Raw genomic sequence first — 15,730 nt, forward strand, 5'->3', positions numbered from 1 at the left:
GGCGCGAAACGATCGAGCCATGGCAAGCCACGCACCTTCCCTCCCCGCCCTCCGCGCGAGCGCGGGCGCCACCACCCCCGGCGCCCGGGCGAACCGCTCCGTCCGTCACCTCGGACCCAACTGGTACGCCTCCGTGATGGGCACCGCCATCGTCGCCAACGCGGGCGCCGCCCTCCCGGTGGACGTCCCCGGCCTCCGTACGGCCTGCGCCGCGGTCTGGGCGCTGTCGCTCGCGATGCTGCTCGCCCTGGCCGCCGCCCGTACCGCGCACTGGGCCCGCCACCGGGACCAGGCCCGCGCCCACCTCATGGACCCGGCCATGGCGCCGTTCTACGGCTGTCTGTCGATGGCGCTGCTCGCGGTCGGCGGCGGGGCCGTGATCGTGGGCCGGGACTGGATCGGACTCCCGGCGGCCGTCGCCCTGGACACCGTCCTGTTCACGGCGGGCACGGTGATCGGCCTGGTGGCCGCGGTGACCGTCCCGTACCTCATGATCGTGCACCACCGGATCGAGAACGCCTCGCCGGTCTGGCTGCTTCCGGTCGTCGCCCCCATGGTCTCGGCCGCGCTGGGCCCGCTGTTCGTGCCCCATCTGCCCGCCGGGCAGGCACAGCAGACCCTGCTGATCGGCTGCTACGCGCTGTTCGGCGTCAGTCTGCTCGCCACCCTGGTCATGCTGCCGCTGGTCTTCGGGCGGCTCGTCGTGGACGGCCCGCTGCCGCTCGCGCTCACCCCCACCCTCTTCCTGGTCCTCGGCCCCCTCGGCCAGTCGACGACCGCCGCGAGCAAGTTCGCCGACGCGGCCGAGGGCGTGCTGCCCGCCCCGTACGCGCACGGCTTCGCCGCCTTCGCCGTCCTCTACGGGGTGCCCGTGACGGGCTTCGCGCTGCTGTGGCTGGCGCTCGCCGGGGCGATGGTGCTGCGGGCCCGGCGGCGGGGCATGGGTTTCGCGATGACCTTCTGGGCGTTCACGTTCCCCGTCGGAACCTGTGTGACCGGTGCCGAGGGCCTGGCCCAGCACACCGGCCTGCCCGCGTTCCGCTGGCTCGCCACCGGCCTGTACGTCCTGCTCCTGGCGGCCTGGCTGGTGGCCGGCGTCCACACCGCGCGCGGACTGTTCAGCGGCGCCCTGCTCGCGGGACCCGGTCCGGCGACGGCCCGCACCAGGTGAGCACGGGCGGCGGGCGCCGCAATGGTCTCCGTCAGGGACGGAACCAGCAGGGCGACGCGCACCCCGTCCTACTCCTCCTCGGCCTCGACGTGGTCGCCGACGGCGACGACGAGGAGCCGGGTGCCGGGCTCGGTGGCGCGCCAGCGGTGCCGCACGCCGCCGGAGAGGTAGAGCGTGTCGCCGCGGCCGAGCCGGTGGGCGCGGCCCTCGGCCTCGACCTCGGCGGCGCCGTCGGCGACGTACAGCAGCTCGTCGTTCCGGTGCTGGAACTCGCGTCCCGCGTCCTGCTCGCCGGTGAACTCCACCGCGTGCAGCTGGTGGCGGCCGCGGACCAGCGACCGGACGCCCGGGGGCAGGCCCGGGGAGCGCTCCCCGGACCGTACGACGTCGACGGTGCGGGAGGCCTCGGCGGCGGCGAGGAGCTCGCCGGCCGTGGTCTCCAGGGCCTCGGCGACGAGTTCGAGGGAGCGGCGGCTGGGCCGGGCGCGCTCGTTCTCGACCTGGCTGAGGAAGGGCACGGAGAGGCCGCTGCGGGAGGCGACGACGGCCAGGGTGAGCTGGAGCGCTCTGCGACGCCTCTTGACGGCCGCGCCCACGCGGGGCGCTTCCTTCTCGTCCATGTCGGCTCCCTCCCTCTGCTCGTACCCGTTCGTACTCGTCGGTTACCTGAACCTTACGCAGCTTTGGGGCGGGGTTTCGCGTCGTGACGAAAAGGGGTGGCCGCCGAACACGTTCGGCGACCACCCCTTTTCAGCCAGTGAGGAGAAGGCGGGTCACTGCGGGGTGAGCTTCTCCGCGAGGCCGGGGTTGCGGTCCAGCCAGTCGCGGACGGCCTGCTGCTCCTTGCCCTTGCCGGTCTTCTGGATGACGGCTTCGAGGTCCGTGAGCTGCTTCTCGGTCAGCGAGAAGTTCTTCAGCCAGGCGCCGACCTGGGGGTTCTCGGCGGCGAAGCCCTTGCGGGCGAGGGTGTGGACGCCGTCGCCCCTGCCCCAGGCGCCCTTGGGGTCCTTGAGCTTCTTCAGGTCGTGGGCGGAGTAGGCCCAGTGCGGGGACCAGAGGGTGACGACGACGGGTTCCCTGCGGTCGTACGCGCGCTTGAGCTCCGCGAGCATCCCGGGCGTGGAGCCGTCGACGACCTCGTACTCGCCCTCCAGGCCGTACTCCTTGAGGACCTTGTCCTTGAGGAGGCCCATCATTCCGGCGCTGGGCTCGATGCCGACGATGCGGCCCTTGAACTGCCCGGCCTTCCCCTTGAGGTCGGCGAGGGAGTCGACGCCCTTGACGTACGAGGGGACGGAGAGCTCCAGGGAGGTGGGGCCGTACCAGGAGCCGAGGTCCTCCAGCTTGTTCCTGTACTTCTCCCAGTACTGGGCGTGGGTGACGGGGAGCCAGGCGTCGGTCTGGAAGTCGAGCTGTCCGCCGGCCAGGCCCGTGTAGAGGGCGCCGGCCTCCAGCTGCTTGGTCTCGACCTCGTAGCCGCGGCGCTCCAGGAGCTCCTTCCACAGGTACGTGGAGGCGATGCCCTCGTCCCAGGGGATGTAGCCGATGCTGACCTTCTTGCCGTGGCCGCCGTTCGGGCCGGAGGCGGCGGCGGAGCCCGTGCCGCCGCTGCCGCCGAGGAAGCCCGTGCCGCCGGCGGCGAGGGCGAGGACGACGACGCCGACGAGGGCGGTGACGGGCTGCGGGCGGTGGGCCCGGAGCTTCGCCGCGGGCCGCTTGGCGCTCAGCGCGGCGCGGGCCTTGGCGGCGGCGCGGCGGCCCAGCGGGGAGACCTGGCGGCCGAGGGCGCCGGTCATCCGGTCGAGGTACATGGCGAGGACGACGATGGAGACGCCGGCCTCGAAGCCGAGGCCGATGTCGACGTTGCCGATGGCGCGGTAGACGGCGCCGCCGAGTCCGCCGCCGCCGACCATGCCGGCGATGACGACCATGGAGAGGCCGAGCATGATGACCTGGTTGACGCCGGCCATGATCGTCGGCAGGGCGAGCGGGAGCTGCACGCGCAGCAGGGTGTTGCGCGGGGTGGTGCCGAACGCCTCGGCGGCCTCGACGAGTTCGCCGTCGACCTGGCGGATGCCGAGCTCGGTCATGCGCACGCCCGGGGCCAGCGCGAAGACGATGGTGGCGAAGATGCCGGGGACGACGCCGACGCCGAAGAAGATGATGCCGGGGATGAGGTAGACCATCGCCGGCATGGTCTGCATGAAGTCGAGGACGGGCCGCAGGACGGTGCTGACGGTCCTGGAGCGGGCCGCCCAGATGCCGAGGGGGACGGCGATCACCAGGGTGACGAGGGTGGCGACGAGGACGAGGGAGAGCGTCGCCATGGCCTCGTCCCACAGCTGGACCGAGTCGACGAGCGCGAGGCCCGCGAAGGCGAGGACACCGGCGGCGAGGCCGCGCAGCCACCAGGCGACGACGGCGAGGATGCCGGCGAGGAGCAGCGGCTGGGGCGCGGACAGGACGGCGTCGACGCCGTCGTAGAGGCCGGTGACGCCGGTGCTGACGGCGTCGAACAGCCAGGAGAACCGGGCCTGGAGCCAGTCGACGGAGCTGTCGACCCACTGGCCGAGGGGGAGCCTAGGCACGGGCGCTCACCTCCTGGGCCGCCGGTCCGCCCAGCACGGCGAGAAGCCTTTCCTTCCGTACGACTCCGAGGGTGGAGCCGCCGGAGTCCTGGACGACCACCGGGTGCGGGCCCCCGGCGGCGAGGGCGCACAGGTCCACGAGGGGCGTGTCGGGGCCGACGGCCGGGGCGTCCGGGGCGACGGGCCCGTCGGACGCGGTCATGACGGCGGCGGCGGTGAGCACCCGGGAGCGGTCGACGTCCTGGATGAAGGAGGCGACGTAGTCGTCGGCGGGGCGGACGAGGATGTCCTCGGCGGTGCCCTGCTGGACGATCCTGCCGTCGCGCATGACGGCGACGCGGTCGCCGAGGCGCATGGCCTCGTTGAGGTCGTGGGTGATGAAGACGATGGTCTTCCTCAACCGCTGCTGGAGCACGAGGAGCTGGTCCTGCATGTCGCGGCGGATCAGCGGGTCGAGCGCGCTGAAGGACTCGTCCATCAGGAGCAGGTCGGCGTCGGTGGCGAGGGCGCGGGCCAGGCCCACGCGCTGCTGCATGCCGCCGGAGAGCTCGTCGGGCCAGGACTTCTCCCAGCCGGCGAGGCCGCACAGGCCGAGGGCCTCGGCTGCGCGGGTCTCGCGCTCGGCGCGGGGCACGCCCTGGACCTCCAGGCCGTAGGCGGCGTTCTCCAGGACGTTTCGGTGCGGGAAGAGCGCGAAGTGCTGGAAGACCATGCTGATCTTCCTGGAGCGGACCTCGCGCAGTTCGCGGGGGGAGAGCGCGGTGAGGTCGCGGCCGTCGTGGAGGACCCGGCCCGCGGTGGGTTCGAGCAGGCCGTTGAGCATGCGGAGGAGGGTGGACTTCCCGGAGCCGGACAGGCCCATCACGACGAAGATCTGGCCGGGATCGACGGTGAAGCAGGCGTCGGCGACGGCGGCGGTCGTCCCTTCGGCGCGCAGTTCCTCGCGGTCGGCGCCGTCGGCGAGCCTGCGGACGGCTTCGTCGGGTCGTCTGCCGAACACCTTGTACAGATGGTCGGCCTGGAGCCTGGACACATACACCTCACGGGTAGGAACGAAGAACGGCCTCACCACCCCCGCGCGGCAGGCCGTGGAGCGGGCGGGATCGGCCCGCGGGCCCGTCGCGTACGGGACTCCCTTTCGTTGAATCCCGTACCGGGTTCCGCTCCGGGCCCGCGCCTGCCCGGCTTCACAGGATGCAAACGCAAAGGTGACGGGGGTCACGGGAGAGGTCCGAAGGGCCCCTCGCGCGGAAGGCCGGGGCCTGTCGGTGGGGTGCGGCATGATCGGGGGGTGACGCGACGCCTGATGCTCCTCGATACCGCCAGCCTCTACTTCCGCGCGTACTTCGGCGTGCCGGACTCCGTCCGGGCGCCGGACGGCACCCCGGTGAACGCCGTGCGCGGGCTGCTCGACTTCATCACCCGACTCGTCCAGGACCACCGCCCCGACGATCTGGTGGCCTGCTGGGACGAGGACTGGCGGCCGCAGTGGCGGGTGGACCTGATCCCGTCGTACAAGGCGCACCGGGTGGCCGTGGAGACGGAGACGGGCCCGGACGAGGAGGAGGTCCCGGACACGCTGTCCCCGCAGGTGCCGGTGATCGAGGAGGTCCTCGCGGCACTGGGCATCGCCCGGGTCGGCGCGGCGGGGTACGAGGCGGACGACGTGATCGGGACGCTCGCGGGCCGCGCCGGGGGTCCGGTGGACATCGTCACGGGCGACCGCGACCTGTTCCAGCTGGTCGACGACGCCCGGGGCGTGCGCGTGCTGTACCCGCGCAAGGGCGTCGGCGACTGCGACCTGGTGGACGCCGAGCTGATCCGCACGAAGTACGGGGTGCGGCCCGACCAGTACGCGGACTTCGCGGCGCTGCGCGGGGACACCAGCGACGGGCTGCCCGGGGTGAAGGGCATCGGCGAGAAGACGGCGGCGCAGCTGATCACGGAGTACGGGGATCTGGCGGGCGTCCGGGCGGCGGCGGAGGACCCCGCCTCGAAGCTGACGCCGGCGAAGCGGCGCGGGATCGTGGAGGCGGCGGCGTACCTGGACGTGGCGCCGACGGTGGTGCGGGTCGCCGCCGACGTGCCGCTCCCGGAGTTCGACCCGGCCCTGCCGGCCGCTCCGCGCGATCCGGCCGCCCTGGAGGCGCTGGTGAAGCGCTGGAACCTGGGGGGCGCGGTGGGGCGCCTGCTGCCGGTCCTGGAGCGCTGACGGGGACGACCCCGAACCGGGCGGAACACGGGCGGTCCGTGTGCGGTCCATCACCGCTCGAGCCGCCTCTTGCCACGGGATGCTAGCTTAGGCATACCTAAGTACGCAGAGTCAGGAGAGCCCGTCGTGGCAGAGCAGCCGGCCCGCAAGGCACCGAAGGCCACCGAAGCGCGCGTGGTGCACACCGAGCGGATCACCCCGCACATGGTGCGGGTCGTGCTGGGAGGCCCCGGGCTCGACGGCTTCGCGGCGGACACGTACACCGACCACTACGTGAAGCTGCTCTTCGCCCCGGAGGGCGTCTCCTACCCGGAGCCGTTCGACATGGAGCGGATCCGGGCGGAGTTCCCCCGGGAGCAGTGGCCGACGACCCGGACGTACACGGTGCGGGCCTGGGACCCGGTCCAGCGCGAGCTGACGATCGACTTCGTGGTCCACGGCGACGAGGGCCTGGCGGGCCCGTGGGCGGCGCGCGCCCAGGCGGGCGAGACGGTGCGCTTCCTCGGCCCCGGCGGCGGCTACGCGCCGGACCCGGCGGCGGACTGGCACCTGCTCGTGGGCGACGAGAGCGCGCTGCCGGCGATCGCGGCGGCCCTGGAGCAGCTGCCCGCCGGCGCGCGGGCGCACGTCCTCGTCGAGGTCGCGGACGCGACCGAGGAGCAGAAGCTGGCGGCGACCGCGGGCATCGAGCTCACGTGGCTGCACCGGGGCGACCGCCCGGTGGGCGCGGCGCTGGTCGAGGCGGTCACGGCCCTGGACTTCCCGGCGGGCGACGTGCACGCCTTCGTCCACGGCGAGGCGGGCTTCGTGAAGGAGCTGCGCCGCCACCTGCGACTCGACCGGGGCGTGGCGCGCGAGCGCCTGTCGATCTCGGGCTACTGGCGCCTGGGCAAGACGGACGAGGGCTGGCGCGCGATGAAGCGCGAGTGGAACGACCAGGTGGAGCGCGAGCAGGAGAGCTGACGAACTCGCCGGCTCACGAGCTACCGAGCTGACGAGCGGGAGAACCGAGACGAGGGGCCCGGGGCGGCGAAAGCCCCGGGCCCCTTCGTCACCCCTCCCCGCCACTTCTCCCCGTCCCCCCTCCCGTCACTCCTCTCCCCCGCTCCCCACCGCCTGGCCGAACGTGCTTTCCGAGGCGTCCGTGTGGGCCAGGCGGCGCAGCGCGGAGAGCATCGCGTCGCCGAGCACGGTGCCGACGACCGCGCTCTCCACGAGCTCTTCCCGCGCCACATGGTGCGCCACGTAGTCCAGATCGGCCCGCGCCACCTTCTCCGCCGCCTCCGCGTACGCGTCCAGGACCTCGGCGAACCGCCCGTGCCCGAGTTCGTCGAGCGCCACGAGGGTCACCGCGAGGGCCTCGGCCGCCGGACTCGAAGAGTGGGCGTGCCAGCCTCGCGCCTCGATCAGCCCGGCGACCGTCTTCCGCGCCTCCTCGATGCCGTCCCCGGCTTCGCGCTCGTGGCGCGGCACCAGAGGCTTCGTCGCCGCGCCCAGCACGTCGTGCACCGGCCGCTCCGGGTCGTCGACCGCCGTGACCACGTCACGGACCCCCGCCACCGACAGACCGCCCACGTCGATGAGCGCCCGGATCAGGCGGAGCCGCCGCACGTGCGCCTCCCCGTACGAGGCCTGGTTCGGGCTCGTCAGCTCCCCGGCGGGCAGCAACCCTTCCCGTACGTAGAACTTGATCGTCGGCACCGACACCCCGGTCGTACGACTCAACTCTCCGATGCGCACCGCGTGTTCACCTTCCCGGTCTGCCTTCGGCCTTGCCGACCGACACCCCCATCATAGATAGTGGCGCTATCAGATAGCGGCTAGTTCCACTATCCATAACTTCACGGGGGATCCGTATGCCTTCGCAGAACTCTCCGACCCCGCCCGCCGCCACACGGCCCCGGTTGCACCGTCCACTGGTCTGGTTCGCCGCCTTAATGGGCGTCCTCGCCCTCGTCTCCGCCATCGGCATAGCCGTCGACGACCGGATCCTGGTCGGCGTCCCCATCTGGACGAAGCCCTTCAAGTTCTCGGTCTCCTTCGTCGCCTACAGCCTCTCCCTCGCCTGGATGCTCTCCCTGCTCCCCCGCGGCAGGCGGGCCGGCTGGTGGGCCGGGACGGTGGTCGCCGTCGCCTCCGCCGTCGAGATGGTGCTGATCACCCTCCAGGTGATCCGCGGCACCCGGAGCCACTTCAACCAGGCGACCCCCTTCGACGCCGCCGTCTTCCAGACCATGGGCGGCACCGTCGTCGTGCTGTGGCTGGGCGCCCTGGTCATCGCCGTGCTCCTGCTCCGCGCCCGGATCCTCGACCGGGCCATGGCCTGGTCCGTCCGGCTGTCCTCCCTCATCGCCCTGGCGGGCGCCGGCATCGGCTTCCTGATGGTCCGGCCGACACCGGAACAGCTCACGGCCGACAACCCGCCGGTCGTGGGCGCCCACAGCGTCGGGGTCCCCGACGGCGGCCCCTCCATGCCGCTGACCGGCTGGGCGACCACCGGCGGCGACCTGCGCGTCCCGCACTTCTTCGGCATGCACGCGCTCCAGCTGCTCCCCCTGCTCCTGATCGCCCTGTCCGCGCTCGCCACCCGCTTCCCGACCCTCGCCGACGACCGCGTCCGCCTCCGCCTCACCCTCACGGCCTCCGCCGCCTACGCGGCGACCTTCGCCCTCCTCACCTGGCAGGCCCTCCGCGGCCAGACCCTCTTCTCCCCGGACCCCACGACACTCACCGCCGCCGTCACGATCGCCCTCCTGACCGCAGCGGCCGCCGTCCTGTCCCTCCGCACCGAGAGGGCCACGGCATGACCGGCTCCCTCTTCCAGCTGACGTTCCTCCTCGCGGCACCGGTCTGGCTGCTCATGATCTTCGCGCCGCACTGGCGAGGCACCGAACGCCTCGCGGCCTCACCGCTGACCGTCCTGCCGATTCTGGCCGTCTGGGCGGTGCTCGCCGCCCCCGTCCTGCCCGAACTGTGGGCGGCGGTCAGCAGCCCCGACCTCGACGCCTTCCGCGAACTCACCGCCCTCGCGAACGGCGCCGCCGCCCTCTGGGCCCAGGTCATCGCCTGGGACCTCCTCCTCGGCCAGTGGATGTACCGCGAGGCCCGCCGCCTCGCGATCCCCCCACTCCTGATGGCCCCGCTCCTCCTCCTGACGATCCTCCTCTCCCCCGTAGGCCTCCCCCTGTTCCTGGTCGCCCGCGCGGTCTGGACGACCCGCGAGAACCCACAGCCGCCCCACACGCTCTAATCTGACCGGATGCCGGACAACGACCGGGCCGTGGGCGCCGTACTGGGTTCCGCCGTGGGTGACGCCCTGGGCGCCCCCTTCGAGTTCGGGCTCCCCGGCGTGTTCCGGGAGCGGTTCCCGGACGGCGTCGGGGAGTTGTGCGGAGGCGGCGGCTGGGACCCGGGCGAGGCGACGGACGACACGCAGATGGCCGTCCTGCTCGGGGAGTCGCTCCTCCAACGGGGCGGCCTCGACCTGCCGGACGTCTTCGACCGCTTCCGACGCTGGGCGGCGGCCGACCCCAAGGACATCGGCCTCCAGACCGAGCAGGTCCTCCTGGGCGGCGACCCCTGGGACACCGCCGCCGCCCTGCACTTCCAGGTCAACGGCCGCGCCGCCGGCAACGGTTCCCTGATGCGCGCCTCCACCTCGGCCGTGTACTTCGCGACACGGGGCCGCGCGGAAACCATGGACGCCGCCCGCCGGATCGCCGCCCTGACGCACGGGGACGGCGCCGCCTGGGAAGGCACGGCGATCCTGCACGAACTGGTCCGGGTCGCCCTCCTCGGCGAGGACCCTCTCGCCGCCGTGCCCGCCACGCTGGCCGAGGTGGCCCCCGCCCACCGGGAACGGTGGGCGACCGCACTCGCCCCCGACTGGCACCCGGACGACGCCACCGAGTTCAACGGAGCCGTCTGGCCCTGCCTCGGCTCCGCGGTCTGGGCACTGCGCACCACGACCTCCTTCGAGGAAGCCCTCGCCGCCGCGGTCGACCTGGGCGGCGACACCGACACCGTCGCCGCCGTAACCGGCACCCTCGCGGGCGCTGTGTACGGCCCCGAAGCCATCCCCTCCCGCTGGACCTCCCTCCTCCACGTCCCCCTCCCCGGCTTCGCCGGCCGAGTGCTGCGCGCTCCGGACCTGCGGGACCTGGCCGAGGCCCTGGTTTCGGGGCGCTGAGACCCACCGGCCCGTCAGGCGGCCGTCCGCTTGCGGGACGTCAGCTGGAAGAGCCGCGCGGTGTGCGTGTAAGGAGCTCGCGCCGTCGTGGCGAGTTCCAGTCGTTCGAGGTCGGCGTAGTACGTCGGGTCGTACTTGCGCGCGTCGTCGGTCAGGTAGTCGCAGAAGCTGCGGATGCCGTAGTGGCGGACGTCTCGGCAGCCGAGGTTCTCCAGGACCGGGATGATCTCCTCCGCCGTGTGGAGCGTCAGCTCGGAGTCGAACATCTCGGTCCGGAGCCGGTCGCTGTCGAGTGCGTCCAGGGCCGCGGCGGGGTCCAGTTGCCGGACGGCAACGTTCAGGGGCGCCGAGTGCCGGTTGATCGCCATCACCGAGAACAGTCCTCCCTCCTTCAGCGGGGCGAGCGCCGTGCCGAGGGTGCCGGGCACGTCGTCCACGTACTGCAGGAGGTTGTGACACAGCACCACGTCGAAGCCGCCCGCGGTGATGTCGGCCGGCAGCGCATGCACATCGGCCCGGACACACGTCACCCGTTCCGACAGCCCCCGCTCCGCGGCCCGCGCCTCGGCGGCGGCCAGCATCCCCGGCGCGAGGTCGACGACGGTGACGTGGTGCCCCCGCGCTGCGAGCCGCATCGCGTCGCCACCGTCACCGCCCGCGAGGTCGAGGATCCGCAGCGGAGCGTTCCCAGGGCCGTCGCCGAGGTGACGCATGAGGTTCACCTCGGCGAGCGTGTACCGCAGGCGGCCCCAGGGGGCTTCCTGCCACTCCTGCCAGGTGTCCATCGCAGTGTCGAACTTCTCGGGATCTTGAGCCATCCCGCGACGATAGCCGCACCCCACCGGGTCTCAGGTCCGCGCGCGGACCGTGGCCAGGACGTCGCGGTCCGGCTGGAGGGTGAGGCTGGGGACCGGGCGTATCTCTTCGGTGGTGAGGTCCAGGTCGTAGCGGCGGGCGAGGACCGCGAGGACGAGGACGGACTCCACGAGGGCGAAGCGGGTGCCCAGGCAGACGCGGGGGCCGCCGCCGAAGGGGTACCAGGCGTACTCCGGTATCTGCTCGGCCGGTTCGCCGTCGTCTCCCGTGAGCCAGCGCTCGGGCCGGAAGGCCTCGGGGTCCCCGTACCAGCGGGGGTCGCGGTGGGTGGCCCACTGGCTGGACCAGACGCGGGTCCCGGCGGGGACGGGGGTGCCGCCGAGGGTGGCGCCCTCCTTGGCGAGGCCGGTGAGGAGCCAGATCGTGGGGTAGAGCCGCAGGGTCTCCTTGATGACGGCCTGGGTGTAGGTGAGGGAGGCGTAGTCGTCGTGGCCGGGCTCGTGGTCGGCGAGGACGCGGTCGAGCTCCTCCGTGAGGGCTTCGCGGACCCGGGGGTTGCGGGAGAGGAGGTACCAGGCCCAGACGAGGGTGGAGCTGGTGGTCTCGTGACCGCCGATGTAGAGGGTGACGGTCTCGTCGCGGATCTCCTGGTCCGAGAGGGGCGCGCCCGTCTCGTCCCGGGCGGCGAGCAGCCGGCTGAGGAGGTCGGGGCGTTCCGTGTCGCCGTCACGGTGGCGGGAGACGACGCGGGAGACCTCCGCGTCGATGACGGCGGTCGCCCGCTTGATGCGGGCGCGTCCCGGGGTCGGCACCCAGTCCGGCAGCACCGCCCCGATGCCGCTGAACTCGGCGCCGATCTCCTTCTGCGCGATGTCCATCGCCTGCCCGATGGCCTCGGCGTCGGCGGCGGTGTCGACCCCGAAGATGGTGCGGACCGCGATGAGCTGGGTGAGGGCCGCCATCTCCTTCTTGATGTCGACCCGCTCTCCGTCGGCCCAGCGGTCGGCGAGGGCCACGGCGCACTCCGCCATGGTCGCCGCGTAGGACCGGACCTGCTTGGGGCGGACGGAGGGCTGGACGAGGGAGCGCTTGCGCCGCCAGTCGGCTCCTTTGGAGACGATGACGCCGTTGCCGAGGAGGGTGCGGAAGGCGATGCCGAGGTCCGGCTGGTCGAAGCTGCGCTCGACTTCGGTGAGGAGCTCCCCGACCGTGTCGGGGTGGGCGATGAAGAGGGACCGCTTGCCGCCGAAGCGCCAGCGGACGAAGTCCCCTCGCTCCCGGAGCTGTTCGAAGAAGGCGAGGGGGTCCTTGCCGAAGGCGGGAAGGTTGCCGAGGAGGGGCACGCCTCGCGGCCCGTCGACGAAGACCGGAGACGGAGACGGAGACGAAGGCTGGGGCGGAGACTGAGGCGGCGTCCGCGTCTCGCCCGAGGAAGCCCCCGAGGCCCGCCCCGGCGACACCTGACCCGAAGACCGCCCCGAGGCCTGCCCCGGCGCCCCCTTCGGCTGTCCCTCGTCCCGCTTCCCGGCGCCCGGACCGGCGTGCGTGGTCATTGCGCGTCCCCTCCCCAACTGGCGTCCCCTGCTTGCGAGTCCATGCAAGCGGAAGGGCAGGCCCCCGCGCCAGCCCTGTGGACGACGACCTGTGGACAACTCTTGCCGGGACGACTCTTGCTGGGACAACTCCTGTCGGCAGGACGCGCAAGACGCGAAGGGGCCCGTGGCGCATCATCCGCCACGGGCCCCTTCGCGAGCCGACGAGCCGACGAACCGCCGAACCTAAGCGATCCGTCAGGCCACCGAGCTGTAGGCCACGACACCGCGCAGCAGCGCGTCCACCGCCTTGCGGGCGTTCTTGGCGACCGTGCTGTTCTCCTTGGGCGCCGCCGCGGCGATCTGGCCGAGGACGTCGATGACCTGCTTGCACCAGCGGACGAAGTCGCCCGCGGGCATCTCCGCCTCGCGGAGCACCTCGTCGAGGCTCTTGTCGGAGGCCCACTGGTAGGCGGCCCAGGCGAAGCCGAGGTCGGGCTCGCGCTGGCCGACGCCGCCCTCCGCCTGGTTGATCTTGAACTCCTCTTCGAGGGCGTCGAGACGGCCCCAGATCCGGACCATCTCGCCGAGCGCGGCCTTGGCGTTGCCCGTGGGCAGCTTGGGCGCGACGGCGTCGTCGGCCTGCCGCGCCTCGAACACCAGCGCCGAGACGCAGGCGGCGAGTTCGGCCGGGGTGAGACCCTCCCAGACACGGTCGCGGAGGCACTCGCTCGCCAGCAGGTCGAGCTCGCCGTAGAGCCGGGCGAGCCGCTTGCCGTTGTCGGTGACCTCGTCCCCGCGCAGGTAGTCGAGCTCGGTGAGGAGCGCGACGATCCGGTCGAAGGTGCGGGCGATCGTGTTGGTGCGGCCCTCGATGCGCCGCTCCAGCTGCTGGGTGTCGCGCTGGAGGCGGTGGTAGCGCTCGGCCCAGCGGGCGTGGTCCTCGCGCTCGTCGCAGCCGTGGCAGGGGTGCGCGCGGATCTCGGTGCGCAGCCGGGCGATCTCGCGGTCGTCGGCCGCGGCGGCGCGCTGCCGCCGGTGGCGCTCGGGGTTGATGTGCCCGGCCTTGCTCCGCAGGGCGGAGGCGAGGTCGCGGCGGGACTGCGGGGAGCGCGGGTTGAAGGACTTGGGGATCCTCATGCGCTCCAGCGCCTCGACCGGGACCGGGAAGTCGATGGAGGCGAGCCTCTTGACCTGCCGCTCGGCGGTGAGGACGAGGGGGCGCGGCCCGTCGTGGTGCTCGAAGCCGCGGTGGCCGTTGGTCCGGCCGGCCGGGATGCCGGGGTCGAGGACGAGTGCGAGGCCCGCGAACTTGCCGGTGGGGACGTGGATGACGTCGCCGGGCTTGAGCTTCTCCAGGGAGCTCGCGGCCTGGGCGCGGCGCTGGGCGGCGCCCTGCCGGGCCAGTTCGGTCTCGCGGTCCTTGAGGTCGCGGCGCAGCCGCGCGTACTCCTCGAAGTCCCCGAGGTGGCAGGTCATGCCCTCGCGGTAGCCCTGGAGCCCCTCCTCGTTCCGCTGGACCTGGCGCGAGATGCCCACGACGGAGCGGTCGGCCTGGAACTGGGCGAAGGAGGTTTCGAGCAGCTCGCGGGAGCGGTGCCGGCCGAACTGCTCGACGAGGTTGACCGCCATGTTGTACGAGGGCTTGAAGCTGGAGCGCAGCGGGTACGTGCGCGTGCCGGCGAGTCCGGCGAGGTGGCCGGGGTCGAGTCCGCGCTGCCAGAGCACGACGGCGTGGCCCTCGACGTCGATGCCGCGGCGGCCGGCGCGTCCGGTCAGCTGGGTGTACTCACCGGGGGTGATGTCCGCGTGCTGCTCGCCGTTCCACTTGACGAGCTTCTCCAGGATCACCGTGCGCGCGGGCATGTTGATGCCGAGCGCGAGGGTCTCGGTGGCGAAGACGGCCTTGACGAGGCCGCGGACGAAGAGCTCCTCGACGACCTCCTTGAAGGTGGGGAGCATCCCGGCGTGGTGGGCGGCGATGCCCCGCTCCAGGGCTTCGAGCCACTCGTAGTAGCCGAGGACGTGGAGGTCCTCGGTGGGGATCGCGGCCGTGCGGGCCTCGACGATCTCGCGGACGCGCTCCCGCGCCTCGTCGTCGTTGAGCCGGAGTCCGGCGTAGAGGCACTGCTGGACCGCGGCCTCGCAGCCGGCGCGGCTGAAGATGAAGGTGATGGCGGGCAGCAGCCCCTCGGCGTCGAGGCGCTCGATGACCTCGGGGCGGCCGGGGGTCCAGATGCGGGAGCGCTGGCGGCGCTCGCGCTCGCGGTCGGCCTCCCGGACCATCTTCCCGCGCCGCCGCTCGCGCGGGTTGTACGTGCGCGTGTTCTCGGTGCGGGCGAGGCGGAGGAGGTCGGGGTTGACCTCGCGCCGGGACGCGCCGCGGCCGCCGTGGTCGGTCTCCTCCTCGAAGAGGTCGTACATCCGGCGTCCGGCTAGGACGTGCTGCCAGAGGGGTACGGGGCGGCTCTCCGAGACGATGACCTCGGTGTCGCCGCGGACGGTGTCGAGCCAGTCGCCGAACTCCTCGGCGTTGGACACGGTCGCGGAGAGCGAGACGAGGGTGACCGATTCGGGGAGGTGGATGATCACTTCCTCCCAGACGGCGCCGCGGAAGCGGTCGGAGAGGTAGTGGACCTCGTCCATCACGACGTATCCGAGGCCGGAGAGGGCCTGGGATCCGGCGTACAGCATGTTGCGGAGGACTTCGGTCGTCATGACGACGATCGGGGCGTCGCCGTTGACGCTGTTGTCACCGGTGAGCAGGCCGACCTTGTCGTTGCCGTACCGCTTGACGAGGTCGGCGTACTTCTGGTTCGACAGCGCCTTGATGGGGGTCGTGTAGAAGCACTTGCGGCCCTGGGTGAGGGCGAGGTGGACGGCGAACTCGCCGACGATGGTCTTGCCGGAGCCCGTGGGCGCGGCGACGAGCACGCCCTTGCCCGCTTCGAGTGCCTGACAGGCCTCGATCTGGAAGGGGTCCAGACCGAAGTCGTACAGCTCGCGGAAGGGTGCCAGTGCGGTGCGCTGCTCGGCGTTGCGGGCGCGGGCGGCCGCGTACGCCTCGGCTGGTGTGAGGTCCTCTGTCATCTTGTTGTCGAGCCTACCCGCCCCCTGTGACAGTGACGCGATCTTTATCGAGGGGATGCGGAGGGTGAGGTTCCGGGGGATGGAACCCCTGGTCACGAGGACGGTCCCCCCGGGCAGCTGCCCGGGGGGACC

The 15,730-nt window shown here is 72.6% G+C and carries 13 protein-coding genes; 6 read left to right on the top strand and 7 right to left on the bottom strand.

Going from position 1 to position 15,730, the window contains the following annotated elements; translation table 11 throughout:
* Positions 1 to 19: 19 nt before the first annotated feature.
* Positions 20 to 1,171 carry a TDT family transporter gene (locus tag ACH4TP_RS26125; RefSeq protein WP_389228330.1) on the top strand — a complete coding sequence of 384 codons (1,152 nt, stop codon included), beginning with the start codon at positions 20 to 22 and terminating at the stop codon, positions 1,169 to 1,171.
* Positions 1,172 to 1,239: 68 nt separating this feature from the next.
* Here the strand turns inward: ACH4TP_RS26125 and ACH4TP_RS26130 are convergent, their stop codons facing one another.
* The 3 genes from ACH4TP_RS26130 to ACH4TP_RS26140 all read right to left on the bottom strand — a co-directional run bounded on the left by ACH4TP_RS26130 (position 1,240) and on the right by ACH4TP_RS26140 (position 4,792).
* Positions 1,240 to 1,791 carry a helix-turn-helix domain-containing protein gene (locus tag ACH4TP_RS26130; protein ID WP_389228333.1) on the bottom strand — a complete coding sequence of 184 codons (552 nt, stop codon included), beginning with the start codon at positions 1,789 to 1,791 and terminating at the stop codon, positions 1,240 to 1,242.
* Positions 1,792 to 1,944: 153 nt separating this feature from the next.
* Positions 1,945 to 3,759: an ABC transporter permease/substrate binding protein gene (locus ACH4TP_RS26135; protein WP_398439290.1), complete on the bottom strand. Its 1,815-nt coding sequence runs from the start codon at positions 3,757 to 3,759 to the stop codon at positions 1,945 to 1,947.
* Entirely contained in the window at positions 3,752 to 4,792 is a 1,041-nt protein-coding gene (locus tag ACH4TP_RS26140; RefSeq protein ID WP_389228339.1) for a glycine betaine/L-proline ABC transporter ATP-binding protein, read from the bottom strand. The genes ACH4TP_RS26135 and ACH4TP_RS26140 overlap by 8 nt, the downstream gene beginning before the upstream one ends.
* Before the next feature lie 273 nt (positions 4,793 to 5,065).
* On the opposite strand from ACH4TP_RS26140, the gene ACH4TP_RS26145 reads away from it, so the two are divergent.
* Both ACH4TP_RS26145 and ACH4TP_RS26150 read left to right on the top strand, forming a co-directional pair.
* Positions 5,066 to 5,971, top strand: coding sequence for a 5'-3' exonuclease H3TH domain-containing protein (locus ACH4TP_RS26145; protein ID WP_389228880.1), 906 nt, complete (start codon positions 5,066 to 5,068; stop codon positions 5,969 to 5,971).
* 126 nt (positions 5,972 to 6,097) lie between these two features.
* Entirely contained in the window at positions 6,098 to 6,934 is an 837-nt protein-coding gene (locus ACH4TP_RS26150; protein WP_389228342.1) for a siderophore-interacting protein, read from the top strand.
* 126 nt (positions 6,935 to 7,060) lie between these two features.
* Here the strand turns inward: ACH4TP_RS26150 and ACH4TP_RS26155 are convergent, their stop codons facing one another.
* Positions 7,061 to 7,711 carry a MerR family transcriptional regulator gene (locus tag ACH4TP_RS26155; RefSeq protein ID WP_398186338.1) on the bottom strand — a complete coding sequence of 217 codons (651 nt, stop codon included), beginning with the start codon at positions 7,709 to 7,711 and terminating at the stop codon, positions 7,061 to 7,063.
* Positions 7,712 to 7,908: 197 nt separating this feature from the next.
* Here ACH4TP_RS26155 and ACH4TP_RS26160 point away from each other — a divergent pair, with 197 nt between their 5' ends.
* The 3 genes from ACH4TP_RS26160 to ACH4TP_RS26170 are packed head-to-tail and all read left to right on the top strand — an operon-like array spanning position 7,909 to position 10,160.
* Positions 7,909 to 8,778 (top strand): hypothetical protein, encoded by an 870-nt coding sequence (locus tag ACH4TP_RS26160; protein WP_398439291.1) that lies wholly within the window; start codon positions 7,909 to 7,911, stop codon positions 8,776 to 8,778.
* Positions 8,775 to 9,221, top strand: coding sequence for an ABA4-like family protein (locus ACH4TP_RS26165; protein WP_389228350.1), 447 nt, complete (start codon positions 8,775 to 8,777; stop codon positions 9,219 to 9,221). The genes ACH4TP_RS26160 and ACH4TP_RS26165 overlap by 4 nt, the downstream gene beginning before the upstream one ends.
* Positions 9,222 to 9,230: 9 nt before the next feature.
* A complete protein-coding gene (locus ACH4TP_RS26170) occupies positions 9,231 to 10,160 on the top strand; it encodes an ADP-ribosylglycohydrolase family protein (RefSeq protein WP_398439292.1) in 930 nt (309 codons plus the stop codon).
* A 14-nt stretch (positions 10,161 to 10,174) separates the two neighbouring features.
* Here ACH4TP_RS26170 and ACH4TP_RS26175 read toward each other — a convergent pair whose 3' ends face one another.
* The 3 genes from ACH4TP_RS26175 to ACH4TP_RS26185 form a co-directional block, all read right to left on the bottom strand.
* The gene (locus ACH4TP_RS26175) at positions 10,175 to 10,978 is read right to left on the bottom strand and encodes a class I SAM-dependent methyltransferase (RefSeq protein WP_398439293.1); all 804 of its coding nucleotides are present in this window, start codon (positions 10,976 to 10,978) and stop codon (positions 10,175 to 10,177) included.
* Positions 10,979 to 11,008: 30 nt separating this feature from the next.
* The gene (locus tag ACH4TP_RS26180) at positions 11,009 to 12,319 is read right to left on the bottom strand and encodes a cytochrome P450 (protein WP_398439294.1); all 1,311 of its coding nucleotides are present in this window, start codon (positions 12,317 to 12,319) and stop codon (positions 11,009 to 11,011) included.
* A 447-nt stretch (positions 12,320 to 12,766) separates the two neighbouring features.
* Positions 12,767 to 15,598, bottom strand: a complete 2,832-nt coding sequence (locus tag ACH4TP_RS26185) for a DEAD/DEAH box helicase (protein ID WP_389228356.1) — start codon at positions 15,596 to 15,598, stop codon at positions 12,767 to 12,769.
* Positions 15,599 to 15,730 lie beyond the last annotated feature (132 nt).

The organism is Streptomyces sp. NPDC021012, assembly GCF_044333355.1.
Taxonomy (GTDB): Bacteria; Actinomycetota; Actinomycetes; order Streptomycetales; family Streptomycetaceae; genus Streptomyces.

Bases quoted from the DNA above. Each gene is read 5' to 3' on its own strand.
- ACH4TP_RS26145 (WP_389228880.1), top strand. From the start codon at position 5,066: ATGCTCCTCGATACCGCCAGCCTCTACTTCCGCGCGTACTTCGGCGTG.
- ACH4TP_RS26185 (WP_389228356.1), bottom strand. From the start codon at position 15,598: ATGACAGAGGACCTCACACCAGCCGAGGCGTACGCGGCCGCCCGCGCC.
- ACH4TP_RS26175 (WP_398439293.1), bottom strand. From the start codon at position 10,978: ATGGCTCAAGATCCCGAGAAGTTCGACACTGCGATGGACACCTGGCAG.
- ACH4TP_RS26130 (WP_389228333.1), bottom strand. From the start codon at position 1,791: ATGGACGAGAAGGAAGCGCCCCGCGTGGGCGCGGCCGTCAAGAGGCGT.
- ACH4TP_RS26170 (WP_398439292.1), top strand. From the start codon at position 9,231: ATGCCGGACAACGACCGGGCCGTGGGCGCCGTACTGGGTTCCGCCGTG.
- ACH4TP_RS26165 (WP_389228350.1), top strand. From the start codon at position 8,775: ATGACCGGCTCCCTCTTCCAGCTGACGTTCCTCCTCGCGGCACCGGTC.
- ACH4TP_RS26160 (WP_398439291.1), top strand. From the start codon at position 7,909: ATGGGCGTCCTCGCCCTCGTCTCCGCCATCGGCATAGCCGTCGACGAC.
- ACH4TP_RS26125 (WP_389228330.1), top strand. From the start codon at position 20: ATGGCAAGCCACGCACCTTCCCTCCCCGCCCTCCGCGCGAGCGCGGGC.